The sequence below is a fragment of the Pseudomonas sp. RA_105y_Pfl2_P56 genome (assembly GCF_963970845.1).
GTDB classification, from domain to species: Bacteria; Pseudomonadota; Gammaproteobacteria; order Pseudomonadales; family Pseudomonadaceae; genus Aquipseudomonas; species Aquipseudomonas baetica_A.
On sequence record NZ_CAXAPL010000032.1, the window covers coordinates 48,822 to 70,856 of the forward strand.

At 57.5% G+C, this 22,035-nt stretch carries 22 protein-coding genes and 2 pseudogenes; 16 read left to right on the plus strand and 8 right to left on the minus strand.

Going from position 1 to position 22,035, the window contains the following annotated elements:
• The first annotated feature begins 65 nt into the window (after window positions 1–65).
• The 8 genes from AACY11_RS20485 to AACY11_RS20520 all read left to right on the plus strand — a co-directional run bounded on the left by AACY11_RS20485 (window position 66) and on the right by AACY11_RS20520 (window position 7,535).
• A complete protein-coding gene (locus AACY11_RS20485; protein ID WP_339495605.1) occupies window positions 66–614 on the plus strand; it encodes an ester cyclase in 549 nt (182 codons plus the stop codon).
• Window positions 615–639: 25 nt separating this feature from the next.
• Complete coding sequence (locus tag AACY11_RS20490; protein WP_277759198.1) at window positions 640–1,149, plus strand: disulfide bond formation protein B; 510 nt, start codon at window positions 640–642, stop codon at window positions 1,147–1,149.
• A gap of 836 nt (window positions 1,150–1,985) precedes the next feature.
• Window positions 1,986–2,927 carry a ubiquinol oxidase subunit II gene (cyoA, locus tag AACY11_RS20495; RefSeq protein ID WP_339432141.1) on the plus strand — a complete coding sequence of 314 codons (942 nt, stop codon included), beginning with the start codon at window positions 1,986–1,988 and terminating at the stop codon, window positions 2,925–2,927.
• Window positions 2,928–2,930: 3 nt separating this feature from the next.
• On the plus strand, window positions 2,931–4,961 hold the full coding sequence (gene cyoB, locus AACY11_RS20500; RefSeq protein ID WP_339465291.1) for a cytochrome o ubiquinol oxidase subunit I: 2,031 nt from the start codon (window positions 2,931–2,933) through the stop codon (window positions 4,959–4,961).
• 3 nt (window positions 4,962–4,964) lie between these two features.
• Window positions 4,965–5,588: a cytochrome o ubiquinol oxidase subunit III gene (cyoC, locus tag AACY11_RS20505; protein WP_221731492.1), complete on the plus strand. Its 624-nt coding sequence runs from the start codon at window positions 4,965–4,967 to the stop codon at window positions 5,586–5,588.
• Window positions 5,588–5,923 carry a cytochrome o ubiquinol oxidase subunit IV gene (cyoD, locus tag AACY11_RS20510; protein ID WP_221731491.1) on the plus strand — a complete coding sequence of 112 codons (336 nt, stop codon included), beginning with the start codon at window positions 5,588–5,590 and terminating at the stop codon, window positions 5,921–5,923. Before cyoC ends, cyoD begins: the two co-directional genes overlap by 1 nt.
• A gap of 11 nt (window positions 5,924–5,934) precedes the next feature.
• The gene (gene cyoE / locus AACY11_RS20515; RefSeq protein ID WP_332766113.1) at window positions 5,935–6,822 is read left to right on the plus strand and encodes a heme o synthase; all 888 of its coding nucleotides are present in this window, start codon (window positions 5,935–5,937) and stop codon (window positions 6,820–6,822) included.
• A 221-nt stretch (window positions 6,823–7,043) separates the two neighbouring features.
• Window positions 7,044–7,535: a RidA family protein gene (locus tag AACY11_RS20520; RefSeq protein ID WP_339432139.1), complete on the plus strand. Its 492-nt coding sequence runs from the start codon at window positions 7,044–7,046 to the stop codon at window positions 7,533–7,535.
• A gap of 69 nt (window positions 7,536–7,604) precedes the next feature.
• Here the strand turns inward: AACY11_RS20520 and AACY11_RS20525 are convergent, their stop codons facing one another.
• The 3 genes from AACY11_RS20525 to AACY11_RS20535 all read right to left on the minus strand — a co-directional run bounded on the left by AACY11_RS20525 (window position 7,605) and on the right by AACY11_RS20535 (window position 10,655).
• The gene (locus tag AACY11_RS20525) at window positions 7,605–8,309 is read right to left on the minus strand and encodes a hypothetical protein (RefSeq protein WP_339432138.1); all 705 of its coding nucleotides are present in this window, start codon (window positions 8,307–8,309) and stop codon (window positions 7,605–7,607) included.
• A gap of 118 nt (window positions 8,310–8,427) precedes the next feature.
• The gene (locus AACY11_RS20530; protein WP_339432137.1) at window positions 8,428–9,948 is read right to left on the minus strand and encodes a sensor histidine kinase; all 1,521 of its coding nucleotides are present in this window, start codon (window positions 9,946–9,948) and stop codon (window positions 8,428–8,430) included.
• Window positions 9,945–10,655, minus strand: coding sequence for a response regulator transcription factor (locus AACY11_RS20535; RefSeq protein ID WP_339495606.1), 711 nt, complete (start codon window positions 10,653–10,655; stop codon window positions 9,945–9,947). The genes AACY11_RS20530 and AACY11_RS20535 overlap by 4 nt, the downstream gene beginning before the upstream one ends.
• A 150-nt stretch (window positions 10,656–10,805) precedes the next feature.
• Between AACY11_RS20535 and msrB the strand changes: the two genes are divergently transcribed.
• The 3 genes from msrB to msrA are packed head-to-tail and all read left to right on the plus strand — an operon-like array spanning window position 10,806 to window position 13,896.
• Entirely contained in the window at window positions 10,806–11,324 is a 519-nt protein-coding gene (gene msrB, locus AACY11_RS20540; protein WP_339432135.1) for a peptide-methionine (R)-S-oxide reductase MsrB, read from the plus strand.
• 43 nt (window positions 11,325–11,367) lie between these two features.
• Window positions 11,368–13,176 (plus strand): cytochrome c biogenesis protein DipZ, encoded by a 1,809-nt coding sequence (locus tag AACY11_RS20545; protein ID WP_339432134.1) that lies wholly within the window; start codon window positions 11,368–11,370, stop codon window positions 13,174–13,176.
• Window positions 13,177–13,191: 15 nt separating this feature from the next.
• Entirely contained in the window at window positions 13,192–13,896 is a 705-nt protein-coding gene (msrA, locus tag AACY11_RS20550; RefSeq protein ID WP_339432133.1) for a peptide-methionine (S)-S-oxide reductase MsrA, read from the plus strand.
• Between the two features lies 1 nt (window position 13,897).
• Here the strand turns inward: msrA and AACY11_RS20555 are convergent, their stop codons facing one another.
• Together AACY11_RS20555 and AACY11_RS20565 are read right to left on the minus strand one after the other, a co-directional pair.
• Window positions 13,898–14,413, minus strand: coding sequence for a hypothetical protein (locus AACY11_RS20555; protein WP_339432132.1), 516 nt, complete (start codon window positions 14,411–14,413; stop codon window positions 13,898–13,900).
• A gap of 233 nt (window positions 14,414–14,646) precedes the next feature.
• Window positions 14,647–15,552, minus strand: a complete 906-nt coding sequence (locus tag AACY11_RS20565) for a LysR family transcriptional regulator (protein WP_339465281.1) — start codon at window positions 15,550–15,552, stop codon at window positions 14,647–14,649.
• Between the two features lie 102 nt (window positions 15,553–15,654).
• Here AACY11_RS20565 and AACY11_RS20570 point away from each other — a divergent pair, with 102 nt between their 5' ends.
• Complete coding sequence (locus tag AACY11_RS20570) at window positions 15,655–16,830, plus strand: aspartate aminotransferase family protein (protein ID WP_339495607.1); 1,176 nt, start codon at window positions 15,655–15,657, stop codon at window positions 16,828–16,830.
• A gap of 25 nt (window positions 16,831–16,855) precedes the next feature.
• Here the strand turns inward: AACY11_RS20570 and AACY11_RS20575 are convergent.
• Both AACY11_RS20575 and AACY11_RS20580 read right to left on the minus strand, forming a co-directional pair.
• Window positions 16,856–17,065 (minus strand): annotated as a pseudogene (locus AACY11_RS20575) (transposase); the annotation flags it as partial.
• Window positions 17,066–17,224: 159 nt separating this feature from the next.
• Complete coding sequence (locus tag AACY11_RS20580; protein ID WP_339432129.1) at window positions 17,225–18,163, minus strand: DUF6708 domain-containing protein; 939 nt, start codon at window positions 18,161–18,163, stop codon at window positions 17,225–17,227.
• A 788-nt stretch (window positions 18,164–18,951) separates the two neighbouring features.
• Here AACY11_RS20580 and AACY11_RS20585 point away from each other — a divergent pair.
• From AACY11_RS20585 to AACY11_RS20600, 4 genes and pseudogenes are all read left to right on the plus strand, one after another.
• Window positions 18,952–19,449 (plus strand): PAAR domain-containing protein, encoded by a 498-nt coding sequence (locus AACY11_RS20585; protein WP_339495608.1) that lies wholly within the window; start codon window positions 18,952–18,954, stop codon window positions 19,447–19,449.
• 3 nt (window positions 19,450–19,452) lie between these two features.
• Window positions 19,453–20,187 carry an alpha/beta hydrolase gene (locus tag AACY11_RS20590; RefSeq protein WP_339495609.1) on the plus strand — a complete coding sequence of 245 codons (735 nt, stop codon included), beginning with the start codon at window positions 19,453–19,455 and terminating at the stop codon, window positions 20,185–20,187.
• Complete coding sequence (locus tag AACY11_RS20595; protein ID WP_221733363.1) at window positions 20,184–20,705, plus strand: hypothetical protein; 522 nt, start codon at window positions 20,184–20,186, stop codon at window positions 20,703–20,705. The genes AACY11_RS20590 and AACY11_RS20595 overlap by 4 nt, the downstream gene beginning before the upstream one ends.
• A gap of 18 nt (window positions 20,706–20,723) precedes the next feature.
• Window positions 20,724–21,492, plus strand: a pseudogene (locus AACY11_RS20600) (Mu transposase domain-containing protein); the annotation flags it as partial.
• 50 nt (window positions 21,493–21,542) lie between these two features.
• Here AACY11_RS20600 and AACY11_RS20605 read toward each other — a convergent pair.
• Window positions 21,543–22,035 (minus strand): IS66 family transposase (locus AACY11_RS20605; RefSeq protein ID WP_339495610.1); only part of this gene is annotated, 493 nt, incomplete at its 5' end.

Below are 22,035 nucleotides of genomic sequence, written 5' to 3' on the forward strand. Positions count from 1 at the left end.
TTTATCGTTTATTCCCCGATGCTGATGATAGGCGCTCGTTCGTTTACCTGATCAGGATCGCTCCCATGTCGCACATCATCTTCTCCCCTCGTTTCAGCCTCGCTGCGCTGAGCCTGTTGGCCAGCCCATTTGCTTGTGCCGAATCGGCCTTGATCACACCGCAGACCCTGATCGTCGATCAGAGCCTGCCCAAGGCACAGGTTGAGGCCATGGAACTGGCAGCGCGGCGTTATGGCAGTTTCTGGAATTCGGGTGAGGAGGCATTGGCCATCGCCGCCTTGTCGCCGCAGTTTGTCGACAAGACTCCGCCTGAAGGTCGGGTGCAAGGGCCGACCGGGCCATTGCTGGCGTCGAAGTTCTTTCGCACAGCGGTGCCGGACCTGCGTTGCGACATTGAGCAAATGATCGTCGCCGGTGATCGCGTGGTGGTGCATCTGCACTTTCGCGGGCACTTCAGCGGCACGTTCAAGGCTCTCAAAGGGCAGGGCCAGCGTGTAGACTTCCGGGCAACCGATATCTATCAGATCGACAACGGTCGCATCGCGGCCAATTGGCATATCGAAGACAACATCAGCCTGATGGCGCAACTGCACGCGCAGCCGCCAGCCAGCTGAACCATGGACATACAAGGGAAACGCGATGAGCGAGGAAACGATTCGATTGGGACGTGAGCGGCGCTTTCTGGTGCTGCTGGGCATCATCTGCCTGGCGCTGATCGGTGGGGCGCTGTACATGCAGATCGTACTGGGCGAGGCGCCATGCCCGCTGTGCATCTTGCAGCGTTATGCGTTGTTGCTGATTGCGCTGTTCGCGTTCATTGGCGCAGGCATGCGCACCCGGCGCAGCATCACGGTGTTTGAAGTGCTGGTGGTGATTTGCGCGATTGCTGGCGCAGGTGTGGCCGGGCATCACGTTTACACGCAGTTCTATCCGGCGGTGAGCTGCGGCATCGATGTGCTGCAGCCGATTGTCGATGACCTGCCGCTGGCGAAGATCTTCCCGCTGGGCTTCCAGGTCGACGGTTTCTGCTCGACGCCGTACCCGCCGATCCTCGGTCTGTCGCTGGCGCAATGGGCGCTGGTGGCGTTCGTGCTGGTGGTGATTCTGGTGCCACTGCTGACCTCGCGTAACCGGAAAGCACTGCGCTGAGTCAACTTTTCAACGCTTTGGCCGATACAGAAAGCGCCCCGATTTGCGGATCAGCAAATCGGGGCGTTTTGCATTTCAGAGTGTTTGTCAGATCACCGTGACGAACGGCAATGGAGCGTGCGACAGGTGTGCGACAGGTGTGCGACATGTTGTCACACGAGCGGCGTCGCCAGCGGTTTCACAGACACGGATTGGTGTGCTGTTACAAAAAAGGATTGGTCTGTTTCGGCGTTTTTCGTGTTTTGAACGCGAGTGCCAGATCAGGCATTTTTAACAAGCGTCGGGATATGGCCAAAAGCCTTTGAATATCAGGCTTTGCGCAGTTCTGGTCTTCGGAAAAAGCCTTCAGAGCTGTCTGAGCTGACGCGGATACACCTACTATTTTTGGTGTTTTTGTTGAGAATCGATTTCGATAACATGCGGCACTTTTGCAAAAATGGCGATGGATTGTTGCTCGAACGGATAAAAATTATTTCGGGATAAGACATGGTGTATAGGGCGCTACCTATCTACAATCGCCCGCAATGAATTTCCGGCACTGTTCAGCCTTTATTAAGGAACTGAGCAGGAAGTCGGGTGTCGAGCAGGCCGGATGGCTGGCGAGACACCCAGGTGTCGGTGCCTTCCAACTTTCCGCACCAAATGGAATTGGTCTGTAACAAGGCCTTTGACCACGAATTCGAATAAGAACTTAACGCTGCTCCGGGATTTGTCGAGCGTCTGACGCGCGACGGGCGGCCCTTATTCAATCCAAAGAAAATGCCAACCCTTGGCAGGGTGAAGTGTTGGCGATCAAAACCCAACTGCATTGCGCAAGCTGCTTTAGAGGTCGTGAGATGAGTAAAAACAGGTACCCCAGATTACTAGGCCTAGTGCCGCTGCTCGGCACGTTGTTGCTGGGAGGCTGCAACATGACCTTGCTCAATCCAACGGGCCAGATCGGCCTGGAACAGCGCAACCTGATCATCACCGCGACCTTGCTGATGCTGTTGGTCGTGGTGCCGGTTATCGTCATGACCTTCCTGTTTGCCTGGAAGTACCGCGCGTCCAACAAGAACGCCGTCTACACCCCGAAGTGGTCGCACTCGACCAAAATCGAAGTGGCGGTCTGGACCATCCCGGTGCTGATCATTATTGCCCTGGGTTACATCACCTACATTTCGACCCACGAATTGGACCCGTATCGTCCGATTGAATCCGACGTCAAGCCTGTGACCATCGAAGTGGTCGCGCTGGACTGGAAGTGGCTGTTCATCTACCCGGAACAAGGCATTGCCACGGTCAACAAGATCGTGTTCCCGGCGCACACGCCCATCAACTTCAAGATCACCTCCGACGCTGTGATGAACTCGTTCTTCATCCCGGGTCTGGGCGGCCAGATCTACGCGATGGCGGGCATGCAGACCAAGCTGCACCTGATCGCTGACCGCAACGCTGAAATGGACGGTATCTCCGCCAACTACAGCGGCGCGGGTTTCACCGGCATGAAGTTCAAAGCCATCTCGACGACTCAGGAAGATTTCGACGCCTGGGTAAGCGAAGTCAAGAAGTCACCTAAACAGCTTGATCAAGCTGAATACGCAGCCCTTGCCAAACCGAGCCAGAACAACCCTGTCGAGCTCTACTCGTCGGTCACGCCTAACCAGTTCCAGATCATCGTCGACAAGTACGAAGGTATGAAGCCGGGCAAGCCGCTGAAGCACGAGAAGAAAGAGAAAGAAGTGGCGGCCACGGATATTGACTCGAGTTCGCATTCAGCTGCCGGGGCAGAGGAGTAAACGATGTTTGGTAAATTAAGTTGGGAAGCAGTCCCATTCCACGAGCCGATCGTGATGGTGACCATCGCCATGATCGCCCTCGGTGGTCTGGCGCTGTTCGCTGCAATCACCTACTTCAAGAAGTGGACGTACTTGTGGACCGAGTGGCTGACGTCGGTCGACCACAAAAAAATCGGCGTGATGTACATCGTCGTTGCCATGGTCATGCTGCTGCGCGGCTTTGCCGACGCGATCATGATGCGTACCCAGTTGGCCATGGCCACCGAGGGTTCGCCTGGCTACCTGCCGCCTGAACACTATGACCAGATCTTCACCGCTCACGGTGTGATCATGATCATCTTCATGGCGATGCCATTCTTCACCGGCCTGATGAACCTTGCAGTGCCGCTGCAGATCGGCGCGCGTGACGTTGCCTTCCCGTTCCTGAACTCCCTGAGCTTCTGGCTGCTGGTATCGGGCGTTGTGTTGATCAACCTGTCCCTGGGCGTCGGCGAATTCGCCAAGACCGGTTGGGTTGCCTATCCGCCGCTGTCGGGCTTGCAATACAGTCCTGGCGTGGGGATGGACTACTACATCTGGGCGCTACAGTTATCCGGGTTGGGTACGACGCTAACGGGGGTCAACTTCCTGGCCACCGTGCTGAAAATGCGTACCCCTGGCATGAAACTGATGGACATGCCGATCTTCACCTGGACCTGCACCTGGGCAAACGTTCTGATCGTGGCTTCGTTCCCGATCCTGACCGCTACCCTGGCACTGCTGACACTTGACCGTTACATGGATTTCCACATTTTCACCAATGAACTTGGTGGCAATCCAATGATGTACGTCAACCTGTTCTGGGCGTGGGGCCACCCTGAGGTATACATCCTGATCCTGCCGGCATTCGGCATCTTCTCGGAAGTGATCTCGGCGTTCACCGGCAAGAAACTGTTCGGCCACCACTCGATGATCTACGCCTCGGGCGCGATCTCGGTACTGGGCTTCATGGTTTGGCTGCACCACTTCTTCACCATGGGTTCGGGTGCGAGCGTCAACGCCTTCTTCGGTCTGGCGACGATGCTGATTTCCATCCCGACGGGTGTGAAGCTATTCAACTGGCTGTTTACCATCTACCAGGGCCGTCTGCGCTTCACCAGCCAGGTTCTGTGGACTCTGGGCTTCATGGTGACCTTCGCCATCGGCGGCATGACCGGCGTACTGCTGGCCATCCCGGGTGCTGACTTCGTTCTGCACAACAGCCTGTTCGTGATCGCGCACTTCCACAACGTGATCATCGGCGGTGCGGTATTCGGTTACATCGCCGGTTTCGGCTTCTACTTCCCGAAAGCGTTCGGCTTCAAGCTGCACGAAGGCTGGGGTAAAGCAGCGTTCTGGTTCTGGATCTCGGGCTTCTTCGTCGCGTTCATGCCGCTCTACGCACTGGGCTTCATGGGCATGACCCGTCGTCTGAACGCCACCACCAACCCTGAGTGGGTGCCGTACCTGTACGTTGCCATGTTCGGCGCGGTGATGATCGCTGTCGGTATCGCCTGTCAACTGATCCAGCTGTACGTCAGTGTGCGTGACCGTAACAAGCCAGAGAACGTGTGCGATCACGGTGACCCGTGGAATGGCCACACGCTGGAATGGTCGACCTCGTCGCCACCGCCGTTCTACAACTTCGCTGTGCTGCCTAAGGCTGACTGCATCGACCCGTTCACCGAAGCCAAGGAAAACGGTACCGCGTACCAGGCTCCGGCCAAGTACGAACCGATCCACATGCCGAACAACACCGCCACTGGCGTGGTGATGGGCGCACTGCTGACCGTGTTCGGTTTCGCGATGATCTGGCACATCTGGTGGCTGGCGATCGCAAGTCTGGTCGGCACTGTCGTGTACTTCGTGATCCACGCTGCGCGTGACGACCAGGGCTATATGGTTCCGGTTGAAACGATCGAGCGCATCGAAGCCGAGCAGCACAAGCGTCTGGTTGCGGCAGGGAAAATCCCGGCTTCCGCCACCCGTGTTGAAACCTCGTTGGAACAGGCTTAAACCATGTCGAATTTAGTGACCAATGCTGGACACGCCCATGGTGACCATGGGCACGATGACCATCACCACGATTCGGGCGAGATGACCGTATACGGTTTCTGGCTCTACCTGATGACCGACTGCATTCTGTTTGCGTCGATCTTCGCGGTGTACGCGGTACTGGTAAACAACGTTGCAGGTGGCCCAGCCGGCCACGACATCTTCGAGCTGCCCTACGTGCTGGGCGAAACCGCTCTGCTTTTGTTCAGTTCGATCACCTACGGCTTCGCCATGCTGGCGTTGTACAAAGGTAAAAAGCAGCAGGTTCTGGGTTGGCTGTTCATGACCTTCCTGCTCGGCGCTGGCTTTATCGCCATGGAGATCAACGAGTTCCACCTGCTGATCTCCGAGGGCTTCGGTCCTAGCCGTTCGGGCTTCCTGTCCGCGTTCTTCACCCTGGTCGGTACTCACGGTCTGCACGTTTCCGCGGGTCTGATCTGGATGGGCATCATGATGTACCAGGTCAACAAGCACGGCCTGACGGCGACCAACAAGACCCGTCTGAGCTGCCTGAGCCTGTTCTGGCACTTCCTGGACGTGGTGTGGATCTGCGTATTCACCGTTGTTTACCTGATGGGGACCCTGTAATGGCTAACGCACACTCCCATGACAGCCACGACGACAGCCACGGCAGCGTCAAGTCCTACGCAATCGGCTTTATCCTGTCGGTGATCCTGACGGCGATTCCGTTTGCGCTGGTGATGTACCCGTCGCTGCCGAAGTCGATCACGCTGATGATCGTTCTGGCTTTCGCCGTGATTCAAGTGGTTGTCCACCTCGTGTACTTCCTGCACCTGGATCGTTCGGCTGCGCAACGTAACAACGTGATTGCCTTCGTGTTCGCCGCGATCGTGATCGTGCTGCTGGTTGGCCTGTCGCTGTGGATCATGTTCAGCATCCACACCTACATGATGGCGAAGTGAGGTAAGACCCGATGTCGCTCAAGCACTTTATCCAAATCACCAAACCGGGGATCATTTTCGGTAACGTGCTTTCTGTGGCAGGCGGGTTCTTCCTGGCCTCGAAAGGGCATGTAGATCTGGCGGTGTTTCTGGCCGCCATGATCGGCACTTCCCTGGTTGTCGCCTCCGGTTGCGTGTTCAACAACTGCATCGACCGCGACATCGACCTGAAGATGGAACGCACCAAGAACCGGGTGCTGGTCCAGGGCTTGATCTCCCTGAAACTGGCCCTTGTCTACGCGACCATCCTGGGTGTTCTCGGCGTTGCATTGTTGTACAAGGTGGCCAACCCGTTGGCCGCTTTGTTCGCGGTCATCGGCTTCGTGATCTACGTCGGCTTCTACAGCCTGTACCTCAAGCGCAAGTCGGTTCACGGCACGCTGGTGGGCAGTCTGTCGGGCGCGATGCCGCCGGTGATTGGCTATGTTGCTGTGACCAACAGCTTCGACATGGCCGCACTGACGCTGCTGGTGATGTTCAGCCTGTGGCAGATGCCGCATTCCTACGCCATCGCGATCTTCCGCTTCAACGATTACCTGGCCGCATCGATTCCGGTGTTGCCGGTCAAACGCGGGATTCAAGTGGCCAAGAAGCACATCCTGCTCTACATCCTGGCGTTCCTCGTGGCGACCTTGATGCTGACCTTCAGCGGCTATGCCGGCATGAGCTACCTCGCCGTTGCCGCGGCCATGGGCATGTACTGGTTGTACATGGCCTGGACCGGCTACAAAGCGGTGGATGACACGGTCTGGGCACGCAAGCTGTTTGTGTTCTCGATCTTCACCATCACCGCGTTGAGCGTCATGATGTCCCTGGACTTCAAGGTGCCGAGCGAGCTGTTGCTGACGTACGCGCCGTAAGGTTTACAGGTTGTACAAGAAACCCCGCCATCGAGAGATGTGCGGGGTTTTTTGTTGCTCGTCGTAAGGTCCCCTCACCCAACCCATTACTTCCGGGAGAGAGTGAGGGTTGCGACTGGAGTCCAAAACCCCTAGATTTGGATCCAACCATGACAGTGATAGCGCCATGCCATGCGCAGGTCTCGACTGTTATTCACGCATCAATCAAAAGGCTGGGCGAAATGACCGAGAGGATGACCTGCGACGAACGCTTCATTGGCCTGGCACAAGCGCTCAACTACGACATCTACGGCGAGAACACTGCCGGCGGCAATTACGCGCCGCTGATCCGTCATCATGATGAGCTGTACATCAGCGGCATGGTGCCGCGCACTAACGGCAAGATTCAGTACCCCGGTCGGGTTGGCCTGGAGTTGACGCTCGAGGATGCGCAGGCCGCCGCGAGCATCAGTGCGATGCGTTGCCTGGCACTGATCGTCGATGCGGTAGGGTCGCTGGACAAGATCAAGGCGTTGTTGCGGGTCACGGTGTACGTGAAGTCAACGGCGGACTTTGTTGACCTGAGCGAAGTGGCCAACGGTGCATCCGATGTGTTCAGTCACGTGCTCGGTGATGCCGGCCGGCATACACGCACCACGGTCGGTGTCTATCAGTTGCCCAAGAACGCGGCGATTGAGGTCGACATGATTGCCGCGTTGCACTCGGACGCATAACCTGCGCGCCGGACAACAAAAAGCCCCGCCTGAATCTCAGTGCGGGGCTTTTTCGCAAGCGTTGCCGTATTACTGCGCGGCGATGCTGTAGCCATCGAACGCGGTTTGCTGTTGCAGAGCGGTGATGATGTTCTTGCGGTTGACGGCGTGTTCGGTGCCGGCGTTGTCGACGAAGGTTTCGCCATCGAGTTCGGCTTCTTCACCTTCACCGACGAAGGTGAAACCCAGGAACTCCAGCGCTTCACGGTCAACGTTCAGGCGCGAGCGCGGTGTGCGCAGCGGCAGGGTCACACTGATGCCGTCCTTGCTGATGGTGAAGATTTCGACTTCTTTCCTGGCGCGCGCGGCTTTGCTCTTGCCGCCACTCGGGTTGCTGATGGCCTGATGCGTCTGGTTCAGCACTTTGAGGGCGAGGCCGTAGACGATTTCCTGAAACGCCGGATCGTCCTTGAAGCTGGACAGGATGCGGCTGATCGAAAACTGGCTGCTCAGGTCTTCGAGGGCGGCGATGTCGGCGGCCTCGGCGTCCTTCAGGCGCTTGAGTTCGCCCATCAGCTCGTAGGCCTTGTCGTCATCGAAGCTGTCGTGAGCCTGACGGATCGCGGTGCGCAGCTCGCGGATCTGGTCGCTCTCGCGGCTCGACTGAAACGCGTCCAGCACCATCTCGCTGATGATTTTGGCTTGTGGAAGGTGTTGTGAAAGATTGATGGAGTTTTCGTATTCCGCTTTGGACGATTCGGTGACTACGGATTCAGCGGTGTTGAAATCGGACATTGAAATTTCACTACTTTTTAACTTGAGTTGAGATGAGAAAGCGCGAGGTCTTTTTCAGGCCGCCTAATTTAGGGGAGCAGGGCGGCGTTGTCACGGAGCAACGGGCCGATGGTCTCAACTATTTGTCCGCGTGGTTACGATTCATCGACTGCGCCAGCCATTGCTCGGCGGTTTGCTGATCGACCGGCAAGGAAAAGTGGAACGTCGCACCGCGTCCGGTGACGTCCACCAACTGAATCTGGCGGCCATGCAGTTGCAGGATGCGGTGCACGATGCGCAGTCCCAAGCCACCGTCGCGTCGTGAGCCGCCGATATTGAACGGGCGCAGGAACAAACCTTCGCGCAGTTCGGGCGCGATGCCGGGGCCGGTGTCGCTCACGGTCACGTCGACGCCTGAGCCCTGGAACTTCAGGTCGAGTTCGATCTCGCCACCCTGAGGGGTATGGCGCAAAGCGTTGTCCACCAGATTGGTCAGCACCCGTTCGATCAGTCCCAGGTCAGCCCAGACGGTGGGCAGGTTCGGTACGAAACCGGCCTTGAGTTCGACCTGCCGCGCTTCGGCGCTGAGTTCGAATTTCTGGAAGATGTCCTGCACCAGATCGATCAGGGAAAAGCGCTCCAGCACCGGCTGCACAAAACCGTGTTCCAGGCGCACCAGTTCCAGCAGCGATTGCGCCAGCCCGCCGACCTTGCGGCTTTGATCGAGGGCGATGCCCAGGTAACGCCGCCGATCTTCGGGGGACAGCGTGGTGTCCTTGAGCGACAGGGTTTCCAGATAACCATGCAGCGAGGCCAATGGCGTGCGCAGGTCGTGGGAAATATTGGCCACCAGTTCGCGGCGCTCCTGATCCTGACGAGTCAATGAACGCCACTGCTCACCGAGACGGTTTTGCATGTGCCGGAAGGTGGCATCGAGTATGGCGATCTCATCCGCATCAGTGCTTTTGTCCACCGGTGTCGACGTGGCGGGCAAGGGGGGCGGCGCACCGTCGATGTCGAAGCGGCTGACGGTATCGGTCAACCGTCGCAGTGGCCGGGTGATCAGGTTGAACGCGGTGAGACCGGCAATCAGGCACAGCAACGCGACCACGGCGATGGACAGCAACGCCGTGTTCAGCGCGGCGCTGGTGGCGCCGCGTTCGGCGTAACGGTCGTGTTCTTCGCTGAGCAACACCACGTACAGATAGCCGGCGGCTTTACCATTGACCTGCAATGGCGCGGCGCTGAAGACCTTGCGCCCATCGACGCTGCGCGGGTCATCGCCGAGGATTGGCAGTGGCTGGCCGTTGAGCAGTTGGCGGATCGGCGCGAGGTCGACGTTGTCTCGCCGCATCCGGCCCTCGGGCGCCGCGTTACCGACAATGCGTCCCTGGGTATCGAGCAGATACACCTCGACACTCGGGTTGACCAGCATCAGTTGGCTGAACAGTTCCCGCACGGCGCCAGGCATCAAACCGTTGCTGTCCATCAGTACCGTGTCATGGGCGATGTGTCGCGCCAGATCCCGCGACAGCCCTTGCACCACCTCCAGCTCATGCATCTGGCTGGAACGCACTTGCAGCCATGCCGATGTACCACCGCACACCAGCAACAACACGGCGAATACCAGCGAGAGGCGCTGCGTCAGGGTCAGTTTCATGGCTGCTCGATACCGAATTTATAGCCGCGGCCCCACACGGTGAGGATGCGCGAGGGTTGCGCCGGGTCTTTTTCGATCTTCGCCCGCAGGCGATTGATGTGGGTGTTGACGGTGTGTTCGTAACCTTCGTGGCTGTAACCCCACACGGCGTTGAGCAGGTCCATGCGCGAAAACACTTTGCCCGGTTGCCGGGCGAAGAAATACAGCAAATCGAACTCCCGTGGCGTGAGGTCCATTCGCTGAGCATCGAGGGTGACTTCGCGGGTGATCGGGTCGATGCTCAGGCCGTCGAGGCTCAGGCGACCGGCATCCATTTTCAGGTTGCGCGCCATGGCATCGACCCGGCGCAGCAGGGCTTTGACCCGCGCGACCAGCTCCAGCATCGAAAACGGTTTGGCGAGGTAGTCGTCGGCGCCCAGTTCCAGGCCAAGAATGCGGTGCAGTTCGCTGGAGCGGGCGCTGGTGATGATGATCGGTGTGTAGCGCGCCATGGCCCGGGCGCGGCGGCAGATTTCCAGACCGTCAACGCCCGGCAGCATAAGGTCGAGGACCAGCGCATCCCAGTGCCCTCGCTCCAGCAGGCGCATGCCCTCATCGCCGTCGGCGCTGTGTACAACGTCGTATTGCTCATCGCGCAGATGCAGGCAGATCAGGTCGGCGATGTGTTGGTCATCCTCGACCACCAGGATGCGTTTGGTTTGTTCCATGGAGCTCAATCCTTCGGCGCAATGAGCGCATTGTGCGGGTTTTCCTCAAGGCGAGTTATCACGAATTCGTTAACTTCCCGTGAGGATTTGGCGATCAACCCAAGCCTAGGCTGTGTTCCAAGACAGGTACCTGAAATTTTGGAGACGGCCATGTTTTCACGGCGGCAGATTCTCGTAGCGGGCGGCGGGCTGGGGCTTGCAGCCCTGGTAATCGGTGTATTGCCAAAATTGTCGACTGACGTACCGCTGATCAGCGAGGCACAGGCTGATGAAGCCTTTGAAGTGACTCACAGCGACAGCGAATGGCACTCGATCCTGACTGACGAGCAGTACCGGATCCTGCGTGAAGAAGGTACCGAACGCGCCTACTCCAGCCCTCTGAACAATGAACATCGCGCGGGCACCTTTGCCTGTGCCGGGTGCGATCTGGCGCTGTTTTCATCCGCGACCAAGTTCGACAGCCACACCGGTTGGCCCAGTTTCTGGGCACCGCTTGAACAGGCCGTGGCCACGCGCCAGGACCGCTCCTTCGGGATGGCTCGCGAAGAGGTTCACTGTCGACGCTGTGGCGGTCATTTGGGACATGTTTTCGATGACGGGCCGCAACCCACCGGGCTGCGTTACTGCATGAATGGCCTGGCGATGACCTTCAACGCTGTGGCGGCCTGAGCCATGGCACGTTTGCGCTCTTCACTTCAAACAGGACGACACTATGTGGCTCTTGGTTCTCGCTTATCTCGGTGGTGTGCTGACGATCGTCAGCCCTTGCATCCTGCCGGTTCTGCCTTTTGTCTTCGCTCGCACCGGGCAGCCGTTTATCAAGAGTGGCTTGCCGCTGCTGGCGGGGATGGCGGTCACCTTTGCGCTCGTCGCCTCGTTGGCGGCGGTGGGCGGCGGTTGGGTGGTGCAAGTCAATCAGTACGGTCGCTGGCTCGCGTTGCTGTTCGTTGCACTGTTCGGGCTGACGTTGCTGCTGCCGCGAGTGGCCGAACGTCTGACCCGTCCGCTGGTTTCGGCCGGCAGTCGTCTGTCAGAGGCTGCCGGCCAGGACAATCGCCCGCGTCCCGGCGCTTCGTTTCTGATCGGCGTTGCCACGGGGCTGCTCTGGGCACCCTGCGCAGGCCCCATTCTGGGGCTGATTCTGACCGGCGCCGCGCTGCAAGGGGCAAGCATCGCCACCACGCTGTTGTTGCTCGCCTACGCGGCGGGGGCCGCCACCTCGCTGGCGGCCGCTCTCCTGCTGGGCGCTAAGGTGTTTGCGCTGATGAAGCGCTCGATCGGCACCGGTGAGTGGATCCGTCGAGGCCTGGGCGCGCTGATGCTGGCCGGCGTGGCGGCGATTGCGCTGGGGCTGGATACCGGAATTCTCGCGCGGCTTTCAACGGCATCCACTGGCGGATTGGAACAGGCTTTGGTCGGCAAACTGTCGGGCAAACCTGCAAGCCCGAACGGCACGATGATGGCGCAGATTCCGGCGCAAGATGACGCGGCCAACGGCAGCATGATGGCCACCGGTGGCGCGATGAAAATGGCCGCAAAGGCCCCGGCAACCTTGCCGGTCGAAGGCCGGTTGCCGCCGCTCGATGGCGCAGTGCAATGGCTCAACTCGCCGCCCTTGGACGCTCAGGCATTGAAGGGCAAAGTGGTGCTGGTGGATTTCTGGACCTACTCCTGCATCAACTGCCTGCGCACGCTGCCCTACGTCAAAGCCTGGGCTGAAAAGTATCGCGATCAAGGCTTGGTGGTCATCGGCGTACACGCGCCGGAATTCGCCTTCGAGCGCGATGTCGGCAATGTCACCAAAGCCATGAAGGAACTGGGCATCAACTACCCGGTGGCCATCGATAACGACTACAAGATCTGGCGCGCCTTCAATAACGAATACTGGCCCGCACATTACTTTGCTGACGCTCAGGGACGGATTCGTTACCACCACTTTGGCGAAGGGGCTTACGCCGAGTCGGAACGCGTCATTCAGCAACTGTTGCGTGAAGCCGGTTCGAAAACCGTCGCCGATGGTTTGATCAATGCCGACGCCAAAGGCGTGCAACAGGCGCCGGACATGAACGAAGTGCAATCGCCGGAAACGTATATCGGCTACCAGCGTGCAGAACATTTCGTGCCGCAACTCAGCGTTGTTCCAGACAAAGTTTCGGCCTACACCCCACCGCCCCATCTGGCCCTGAATGACTGGAGTCTCGGCGGCCAATGGAACGTCGGTGCCGAACGCGCCACTGCCGGTGCAACGGCCAGCCGCATCGTTTACCGCTTCCATGCCCGCGACCTGCATCTGGTGCTCGGGCCGGGTGCGGATGGCAAACCGGTGCGTTTCAAAGTGTCGATTGATGGTCAGGCACCGGGTCAAGCGCACGGCGTCGATGTCTCCCCGGATGGCTCTGGCCAGGTCACTGAACAGCGCTTGTATCAGTTGGTGCGCCAGTCCGGCGGCGTGAAGGATCGAACTTTCAGCATCGAATTTCTCGACCCCGGCGTGTCGGCCTACGCCTTTACCTTCGGTTGATCAGGAGTCACGGACATGAAAAATCAAATGAGCTGGCGTCGAGTGTTGTTGGGTGTCGCGGTGGCCGGGGTGATCGGCCAATGTTCAGCCTTCTCCTTTGGCGGCGAAGACGCGGTGGTCATTCCACCGCCCACCCTCGACGAAGTCACACAGGCTCACAGTGAAACCGCTGTATTCGCGGGCGGTTGTTTCTGGGGCGTTCAGGGTGTTTTTCAGCATGTAAAAGGCGTGCAGAAAGCGGTTTCGGGATACGCCGGTGGCGCGGCCAATACCGCTGAATACGAGCGAGTCAGCGGCGGCGATACCGGCCACGCAGAATCGGTGCAAGTCACCTTCGACCCGACGCAGGTCAGCTATGGCAATCTGTTGCAGATCTACTTCTCGGTGGCGCACAACCCGACCGAACTCAATCGCCAAGGCCCGGACAGCGGCACTCAATACCGTTCGGCACTGTTCCCGGTCAACGCTGATCAGCAAAAGGTCGCGCAGGCCTACATCACTCAACTCGACGCGGCCCATGTCTTCAGCAAACCCATCGTCACCAGGCTGGAAAGCTACAACGGCTTCTACCCGGCGGAGGACTATCACCAGGACTTCCTGACCGAGCACCCGAGCTACCCGTACATCGTGATCAACGACATGCCGAAAGTGGCGCAGTTGAAGCAGTTGTTCGGGGAGCGTTATCAGGAGAAACCGGTGTTGGTAAAGAGCGGTTCCTGAATCATTGAGCGCCCAAAGACGGGCGTTGTGCCTGAAGCGTTCGCAGCAGCCAATAGAACTTCAGCGAGCGGGTGCTGATCAGTCCGCAGACAAAACCGGACGCTGCGGCCTTGAGCAACAACATGTCCGCAGCCGTGCTGTGTTCCGGGTGCACGTCATCCTGATAGCCGAAGTAGTAGTTCACCGCAAAAAACAGCAGCAGCAATATCAACGCTTTCCAGGTGCCCGGCACAACCAATCCGGTTTCCGGGTCGTCGAGCTTCACGCCCTCGCGGGAAAAAATCAGCCATGCCGACAGGGCGCCGAGGGTCAAAGCGATAAACCAGCCGCCCAGCGTAAAACCGGGATCAACTGACAGGTTCAGCGAAAACAGCGACCAGACCAGCAGCGCCAATGGAGTCGACAGTAGAGATAACCGGCTCTCGTGCTGAGGCTTGCGAGCCTTCAGGCCGTAATACATCAGGATCACGAAAACCACGTAAACCCACAGCGGGGTGTTTTGCAAAATGGCGAGCATCGCGCAGCGTCCGTGCTGGAAAAAGGAGGATCATAGCCGTTGTCATCGTGCTTGACGGTTATTTCAATCGCGGGCGCTCCATGACAATCAGCGACGTTTCAAACCCCAAACTGTCGGTAATGCCTCGCGCGAAGCCGATGATCTGCCCGTAGTACAGCGCGACAGCGGTGCATTGAGAGTTTTCGATCAGCTGCGCAAAGGACCCGCGGGAACCTGTTTGATGGTGCCGGGAGTCAGGGTCTGCCCCATGCCCGCATCGCGAATTCGACGAAGCGCCGCAGCTTGGGCAGGCGATAGCGATCCGGGGCATACAGCAGATGTAACGGGCGGCTGGGCGGTTGGTAGTCGGGGATTACCGTGATCAGTCTGCCATCGCGCAGATCCTGCTCCACCAACGCATCGGGCAGCATCACGATGCCCATGCCGTTGCGCGCCGCCTGATGCAGGCCGGCGGAGCTGTTGATCAGCATCGGCCCGCTGACGTCGACCATGATTTCGCCGTCCGGGCCGCTGAGGCGCCAACGTTTTTCCACCGATTGCCAGTCATCCCCGGTGGGGTAGGCGAAGGACAGACAGTCATGCTGTTGCAGGTCTTGCGGCGTCAGCGGCATGCCGCGCCGTGCCACATAGTCGGGCGACGCGCAGACCGTCAGGGTGTAATCGATCAATGGCCGCGCAATCAGGTTGGACTGCTCGAAGTTGCCCAGCCGGAAAGCGACGTCGAGGCCGTTTTCCAGCAGATCCGGGCGGCTGTTGGTCAGCACCACGTCGAGTTTGACCTTTGGCCATTGCAGGGAAAACTCACTGAGCGCCGGGGCCATGCGTTCAACGCCGAAGGTCAGCGGAGCTGTGATGCGCAAGATGCCGCGGGGTTCGTCCAGAGCCTGCTCGGCGAGACGCTCAGAGTCCGCCACCAGCCCCAACACATCCAGGCAACGCTGGTAGTAAACGCTGCCGAACTCGGTCAGTCGCTGGCGCCGGGTGGTGCGTTGCAGCAGTTGTACGCCGAGCCGTTGCTCCAGTGCTCGCAGATGATTGCCGACCATCGTCGTCGACATGTCGCACTGCAACGCGGCTGCCGTCATGCTCCCCGCTTCGACGACTTTGACGTAGACGCTCATCGACTGGAACAGATCCATTATCAAGCTCTGCTTTTAAATGATTTAAGTTTTACCGAGTTTATCCAGTTCTGGTGGCTAACCATACTGCAAACACACCGACCTTCACTGGAGTTTGAAGTCATGACCGCCGCCCTGATGAACACCTACCAACCACTGGCCCTGAGTTTCACTAAAGGACTGGGCACCCGACTGTGGGATCAGGCCGGCCGCGAGTATCTGGATGCGGTCGCTGGTGTGGCGGTGACCAATGTCGGCCACTCGCATCCACGGATCGTTTCGGCGATCAGCGAGCAGGCCGGTCTGCTGCTGCACACCTCCAACCTGTACAGCATCGACTGGCAGCAACAGCTTGCAAAACGGCTGACGGAGCTGTCGGGAATGGAGCGGGCGTTCTTCAACAATTCCGGGGCCGAGGCCAATGAGACGGCGCTGAAACTGGCGCGGTTGTATGGCTGGCGCAAGGGAATTGAGCAACCGCTGGTGGTGGTGATGGCCAACGCTTTCCATGGCCGCACACTCGGCACGTTGTCCGCCAGCGATGGCCCGGCAGTGCGCCTGGGCTTCAATGAATTGCCGGGGGATTTCGTCAAAGTGCCGTTCGGTGATCTGGCGGCACTGGAGTACATTCAGCGCAAGCACGGCGAGCGGATCGTGGCGATTCTGGTCGAGCCGATTCAAGGCGAGAGTGGCGTACAACTCGCGCCACCCGGTTACCTCAAGGCCCTGCGCGAAATCTGTAATAGCCACGCCTGGCTGCTGATGCTCGATGAGATTCAGACAGGCATCGGCCGCACCGCCCAGTGGTTTGCTTTTCAGCATGAGGGCATCGTTCCGGACGTCATGACGCTGGCAAAAGGCTTGGGCAATGGCGTGCCGATTGGCGCTTGCCTGGCCCGGGGCCGGGCGGCAGATCTATTCACCCCGGGCAGCCATGGCAGCACGTTTGGCGGTAATCCGTTGGCTTGCCGTGTTGCTTGCACGGTGCTGGATATCATCGAAGAACAGGGGTTACTGGAGAACGCCCGTATTCAGGGCGAGCGGCTGTTAACTCGGTTACGCGCAGAGCTGGCGGACAACCCCAATGTGCTGGCCATTCGTGGGCAGGGCTTGATGATCGGTATCGAACTGAAACAGCCGATTCGCGATCTGACATTGATCGCTGCGCGCGATCACGGGCTGCTGATCAACGTCACGCGCGGCAAGACCATACGGCTGCTGCCGCCGCTGACGATTGATGAGCGGGAGGTGGATATGATTGTCAGAGGTGTGGGGCAGGCGGTGGGGCTTGATTCTTAGTAGTGATATCTGCACATGACGATACAAATTTGGCCTTCCGCGATTGTATACCGTTCTCGGTCAACGGCTTGTTTTCAGACACTGCATTTCCTTCAGAACTGAGCTGCTTTCGCCAGTTGGACAAAGACATTTCGCTGACCCCTTCGCGCCGGGAAACCTCGGCCATCGACAGGTTCAGCGGGGGAAGCAGCATCTTAAGTAATGCGGCTCTGCGTTCAGGTGAATAGTACGGCACGACCAGTCTCTTTCCGCCCCCGATATGCTTTTTTTGGAGAAACCGGAGAGGCGACAACTATCCTGACACCGGGGGAGGGTGGTCCCTAGTGGCTGCGGGGTATGGCTGATGTCATGCCTTATCCTTGGCTTTCAAATAGCTGGATTTCTTGCTTTCGGGTCATGCGGATTGTGGTTTGTTCTCCAGTTCCTCCTCACGCTTGGCGATAGCTGCTGCCAACTCAGGAGAGCGTTTGGCCCACTGCTCAGCCGGCAGTGGTTTCGACCATTCTTTTATAGCCGGGGCGTTCAAGTCAGGTGGCGGAACCAGCTTGCGTTCTTGCAAATAAAACCCCAAAGGAGCACCTAAAAAGACAGTGAAGAAAACATCTTTAATTGCAGATTTAAAGTCTCCCTTGGCTGCGGATTTCAATGCGTCGAACAAAATACTAATGGTCCAGCCGATCAAGCCTTTTTGGCTGTTCTCACCCTCAAAATTGCACTTCGGAACGGCTTCCGGCCCAACCTCCATGTAGCTGCGCATGCACTCCCACAGACACATGGCCGTTTCGCCGCCACCGCAACTGAATCCCAAGCTGAAGTCTCGTTCTTTTTCGGGTGCATCGGGATCGGGATTGCGAAAGCCCACCACCAATAGACCTTGAGTTGTTTTGCCGTGTTGGCCGACAGAGTCCATTGCTATTGCTTGGGCGGTGACCTGTTCCCAGGGGACGATCCAGTAACGGCCGTCATCGAATGGCACGCAGACCTCTCGGCGCTGGCGGTTGAAGCGTACAGGTAGCGGCACGGGCTTAGTCAGCCCATGTAAAAGGATCAATATCGGAATACCAACTAGCACCAACGACAAGAGGGCTGTTCCCACCAGCCTCTCGCCATTTCGCTCTATGTAGATCATGAGTAAACAGAGCATTACCACCGGCCACAGCACCATTACAGCAGAGCCTATGCTGTAGGAGCCAATATCAAGACATACCTCGTTCTTACGCCAGATAGTATTGAGTACATCCTTGGGTGTTTGTCCAGTTGGGACGGCAAGTGGTGCTAGGTAGTCCTCCCGCGAGAGCCCTCCCCTGCGGCTGTTGGGCGAAGGTGAATTCATACCTTTTCCTTGGGTGTCAAATAGCTTGAGTTCTGCTGAGGGCCTAATCGATGAACGATGGCCCGATCCAATTCAGGAGTCGGCTCGCCGGAATGTAAAGTGATGATTTCGCCGTCAGGACTCAGCAGACCGCCATTTGGCGATAGTGTATAGGCTAGGCCTTTGGCGCCGCCGATGGTAGCACCAACACCCGCGAGCAGCGCCACAGGACTGAGGTAACACAGGCGTAAGGATAGTCGTGTGAGAGGTTGTGGGAAGCTTCCGCTCAGGCGCAGACCTTGACCCGCTTCTACCGGAATCCAGCTGCATTGAGTGGCATTCAGCCACAGTTGAACCCGGATCGGCAGCAGCAGACCGAGAAAAGAGCGGCATAGTTAGACGGCGACGCGACAACAACCTTGAAAAACGCCGACCTCGACAGCCTGGAGTTTCTCTCGGCTTGAATTCAGTAATGACTACAGCGGCCTATACACGCTGCAAAAAAAATTCGGAAATGATACCAAAAGTACAAGAGCACTCGAAAAATCTCGTTGAACGAAATCTTCACCTCGGGCATCCTTCACCGCGATTTTTCAAGGACGATTCACTTTTATGCCTGCCCCACGTACGGAAGCGCCTCCGCGCCAGCACTTCTCATATACGCCCCCGCATTGAAAGCCATCCCTGCTTGGGCGACGGCTACGTCGAGCGGCTGCTCGTAAAAACACCAATCGTCTAACGCAAATTGCGTCCCCATGCTCGCGCGAGAATCACGAGCCCGCCACTGACATTTCGAAACGGAACCTCCCATGAGTGGAAAACCAGCTGCTCGCGTCTCAGATCCCACCAGTTGCCCACTTCCAGGACACGGTACCAATCCTATTGCCAGCGGCTCGCCGAACGTATTCTTCGACGGCCTCGCAGCTGCTCGCATGACCGACAAATCCGCCTGTGGTAGCCCGATTACCGGGGGCATCAGTTCGACTGTATTCATCAACGGCCTGAACGCCGCGACAATAGACAGCACCGGGGGACACGGCAACATTGTCATTGGCGGTTCCGGCACCGTCATCATCGGCGACACCGTTGTATCAGCGCCCTTCAGCGGTTTACTGCCAATGCCGGTGCACTTCAGCGACAAGATCAAACTGGTCGACGGCACGACTGGCGAGCCAATGCCTAATCACGGTTACGCCATCCAACGTGCGGATGGAAGCCTGGAACATGGCGTTAGCGACTCGATGGGCTTCACCCATATAGTGAGTTCGCACTTGGCAGAAACCATCAAAATCTTTCTGGAAGACTAAGTAATGGCCGCAGAGCAAATTGTTCTTCCAAACGGCAACACCGCAAGCCTGGCAGCAACAAAAACATTGACCGCTGCAAATGACTCAACCGTAAAAGCAGTACCAGTTCCGGAAAAGAAAGCCATCGTCTTCTTTATCGGTGGCGCCGCAGACCAGGAAAAATATTACTTCCAAGGTGCCTATCACAACATCGATGCCGCAAAAAATCTGCTCGACAACAGAATAAGCCCAAACGCAAAACTGAAACCCAAATACACAAGCTGGGCCAGAGGCTACAACGACGCCAAAGGCTCCGGCGACATCAAGACCAACTTCATCGATAAAATACCCAGCAAATCAAGCCCGGTGTATATCGTGGGTCACAGTTTGGGGGGATGGAACGGAGCACATCTTTCCAAAATTTTATCTGAAGCGGGTTACACCATTAAATTTCTGGTGACACTCGACCCTGTCGGCGAAGGTTTTTGGGTATGGCTGGGCTCGGATATCTACATGTCAGAGCCGCAACCTGTCGCAGAGTCCTGGGTTAACATTCGAGCCAACTCAAGCAAACCCGACTCTTCTGACAGCGTCGCTGATTTCGGCGAGCGCTGGAATATAAAGTCCGGTCCGACCATGAACAAAACCATCGACATCCACCACGCCTCTGCAGACTGGATGTTCATTCAACCTGTTCAGGAAACAAAATCAGCGCTCGATCTGATTTTTGATTCCATCAATGGTATTTTCGGCCAATGAATCTATATCGCGGCTTCGTTTACCTGACATTACTTCTCTGCGCGGGCTGTGTAAAAACAGCCAACATCCCTCCCGCAGACCTCACTTTGTCGTCTTTTGAATTAGGGCCGAATAATCTTTTTACTGTGAAATTCACTTCAACAGTAGATTTGGCTAGCGCATTCAATGATTTCGAAAACTCTAATCAGCTCACACCAACGCTGACCTGCTCGTTAGACGGCGATATGGATTTTTCGTCCGAGCATTCAATCAATATAAAGGCTGAAGGTCTGGTGAATGCGAGCAGCCAAACCAGACCAAATTACACTTTCACTTCAGAACTTGTTTTTTACAATACAAGACCCGATGGGACGCAACTCGATCTGAATGATTACGAAGCCGTCCGGCCGCTTCTAGCCAATAAAGCTCTCATACCCTGCAAGGTAAGCATTACCGCGTATGGATATAAAACCTATTACACGAAGTCATTGATCATTCCAACCACGAAAATGACAGAGCAGATATTTAAAAACCCTTAGCTTTTTTAGATAGCACCGCAGGACAGCCGGAGGCGAATCTGGCTCGATGCTCTAGACTGCATGTTTCACACCTTCGAGGAACTGAATGTCTGGCTCGGCCGACGTTGCCTGTCGCTCTGGAGCGAACTGGTGCATCCGCAGTACAACGGGCTGACGGTGGCGGAGGTCTTGGAGCTGGAGTAGGCCGAAATGATGCCAATGCCGACGGCATTTGATGGCTCCGTCGAGCGTACCGTGCGGGTCTCCAGTACCTGCCTGATCAGCGTGGCGCGAAATCGCTATTCAGTGCCATGTGAGCGTGTTGGTCAATGGGGCAGCAGCCGTTTGTACCCTTCGCGGATCGTGGTCATTGCCGACGAAACGGTGATCGCCAGTCACGAACGGCTCTTTGATCGAGATCAGGTCGGTTTTGACTGGCAGCACTACATCCCACTCATCGAACGCAAGCCTGGTGCACTACGCAATGGCGCGCCATTTGCGGATCTGCCAAAACCGTAACAGCTTCTCAAACGCGGACTGAGGCGTCACACCAACGGTGATCGAATCATGATGCAGGTACTGGCTGCTGTGCCCATCGCCGCTCTCGAACCATTGCTGGTGGCGGTGGAGCTGGTACTTGAATCGGGAACTGAGCGCCGATCACATCCTCAATGTCGTTGCCCACCTGACCTCCACCGCATCACCTCTCTGTGTAGAAACCAGCCTGCAACTCAAAGTGGCGCCTGTTGCCAATACAGCACGCTACGACCGGCTCCGTACTGCCGATGAGGAGAATCGCAATGCGTGACCTAAGTATGCGATCCATAAACCCCACCTACCCAGTGGTGGAGCAACGGTCTACCGTGGCATCTGCGGCGAGCAGTTCCACGGCAGTAACGCTTCGTACTCTTCGACCGACGAGGCATGCGGCAACCGCTCCAGTACGTGGCGCAGCCACGTATAGGGCTCTTGGCCGTTGACCTTGGCGGTCTCGACCAGACTGTAGATCTTTGCGCTGGCAGTGGCGCCGTTGACGGTATCGCTGAATAACCAGGCCTTGCGTCCGATGACAAACGGCTTGATCGCTCTTTCGGCCGCGTTGTTGTCGATGGGTAAATAACCCGCTTCGACATAACGCTCCAGTCGGCTCCAGTTATTCGCCAGATAATGCACCGCCTTGCCTAATGCACTTTGCGGCGTCACCTGGGATTGGGTTTTATCCAGCCAGACTTTCAGCTGCCCCAAGATCGGCAGGCTCTTTTCCTGGCGAGCGATAAACCGCTGTTCATCGTCGGCTTCCTTAAGTTCACGCTCGATCCCGTACAGCTTGTTGATCATCGTCAGTGCAATA

Excerpts from the sequence above, each read along its gene's own strand:
- AACY11_RS20490 (WP_277759198.1), top strand. The coding sequence starts at position 640 with ATGAGCGAGGAAACGATTCGATTGGGACGTGAGCGGCGCTTTCTGGTG.
- cyoD (WP_221731491.1), top strand. The coding sequence starts at position 5,588 with ATGGCTAACGCACACTCCCATGACAGCCACGACGACAGCCACGGCAGC.
- AACY11_RS20530 (WP_339432137.1), bottom strand. The coding sequence starts at position 9,948 with ATGAAACTGACCCTGACGCAGCGCCTCTCGCTGGTATTCGCCGTGTTG.
- AACY11_RS20555 (WP_339432132.1), bottom strand. The coding sequence starts at position 14,413 with ATGCTCGCCATTTTGCAAAACACCCCGCTGTGGGTTTACGTGGTTTTC.
- cyoE (WP_332766113.1), top strand. The coding sequence starts at position 5,935 with ATGTCGCTCAAGCACTTTATCCAAATCACCAAACCGGGGATCATTTTC.
- AACY11_RS20590 (WP_339495609.1), top strand. The coding sequence starts at position 19,453 with ATGGCCGCAGAGCAAATTGTTCTTCCAAACGGCAACACCGCAAGCCTG.
- AACY11_RS20585 (WP_339495608.1), top strand. The coding sequence starts at position 18,952 with ATGAGTGGAAAACCAGCTGCTCGCGTCTCAGATCCCACCAGTTGCCCA.
- AACY11_RS20485 (WP_339495605.1), top strand. The coding sequence starts at position 66 with ATGTCGCACATCATCTTCTCCCCTCGTTTCAGCCTCGCTGCGCTGAGC.
- msrB (WP_339432135.1), top strand. The coding sequence starts at position 10,806 with ATGTTTTCACGGCGGCAGATTCTCGTAGCGGGCGGCGGGCTGGGGCTT.
- AACY11_RS20520 (WP_339432139.1), top strand. The coding sequence starts at position 7,044 with ATGACCGAGAGGATGACCTGCGACGAACGCTTCATTGGCCTGGCACAA.
- AACY11_RS20580 (WP_339432129.1), bottom strand. The coding sequence starts at position 18,163 with ATGAATTCACCTTCGCCCAACAGCCGCAGGGGAGGGCTCTCGCGGGAG.
- AACY11_RS20595 (WP_221733363.1), top strand. The coding sequence starts at position 20,184 with ATGAATCTATATCGCGGCTTCGTTTACCTGACATTACTTCTCTGCGCG.
- AACY11_RS20535 (WP_339495606.1), bottom strand. The coding sequence starts at position 10,655 with ATGGAACAAACCAAACGCATCCTGGTGGTCGAGGATGACCAACACATC.
- cyoC (WP_221731492.1), top strand. The coding sequence starts at position 4,965 with ATGTCGAATTTAGTGACCAATGCTGGACACGCCCATGGTGACCATGGG.
- cyoB (WP_339465291.1), top strand. The coding sequence starts at position 2,931 with ATGTTTGGTAAATTAAGTTGGGAAGCAGTCCCATTCCACGAGCCGATC.
- AACY11_RS20545 (WP_339432134.1), top strand. The coding sequence starts at position 11,368 with ATGTGGCTCTTGGTTCTCGCTTATCTCGGTGGTGTGCTGACGATCGTC.
- AACY11_RS20570 (WP_339495607.1), top strand. The coding sequence starts at position 15,655 with ATGACCGCCGCCCTGATGAACACCTACCAACCACTGGCCCTGAGTTTC.
- cyoA (WP_339432141.1), top strand. The coding sequence starts at position 1,986 with ATGAGTAAAAACAGGTACCCCAGATTACTAGGCCTAGTGCCGCTGCTC.
- AACY11_RS20565 (WP_339465281.1), bottom strand. The coding sequence starts at position 15,552 with ATGGATCTGTTCCAGTCGATGAGCGTCTACGTCAAAGTCGTCGAAGCG.
- msrA (WP_339432133.1), top strand. The coding sequence starts at position 13,192 with ATGAAAAATCAAATGAGCTGGCGTCGAGTGTTGTTGGGTGTCGCGGTG.
- AACY11_RS20525 (WP_339432138.1), bottom strand. The coding sequence starts at position 8,309 with ATGTCCGATTTCAACACCGCTGAATCCGTAGTCACCGAATCGTCCAAA.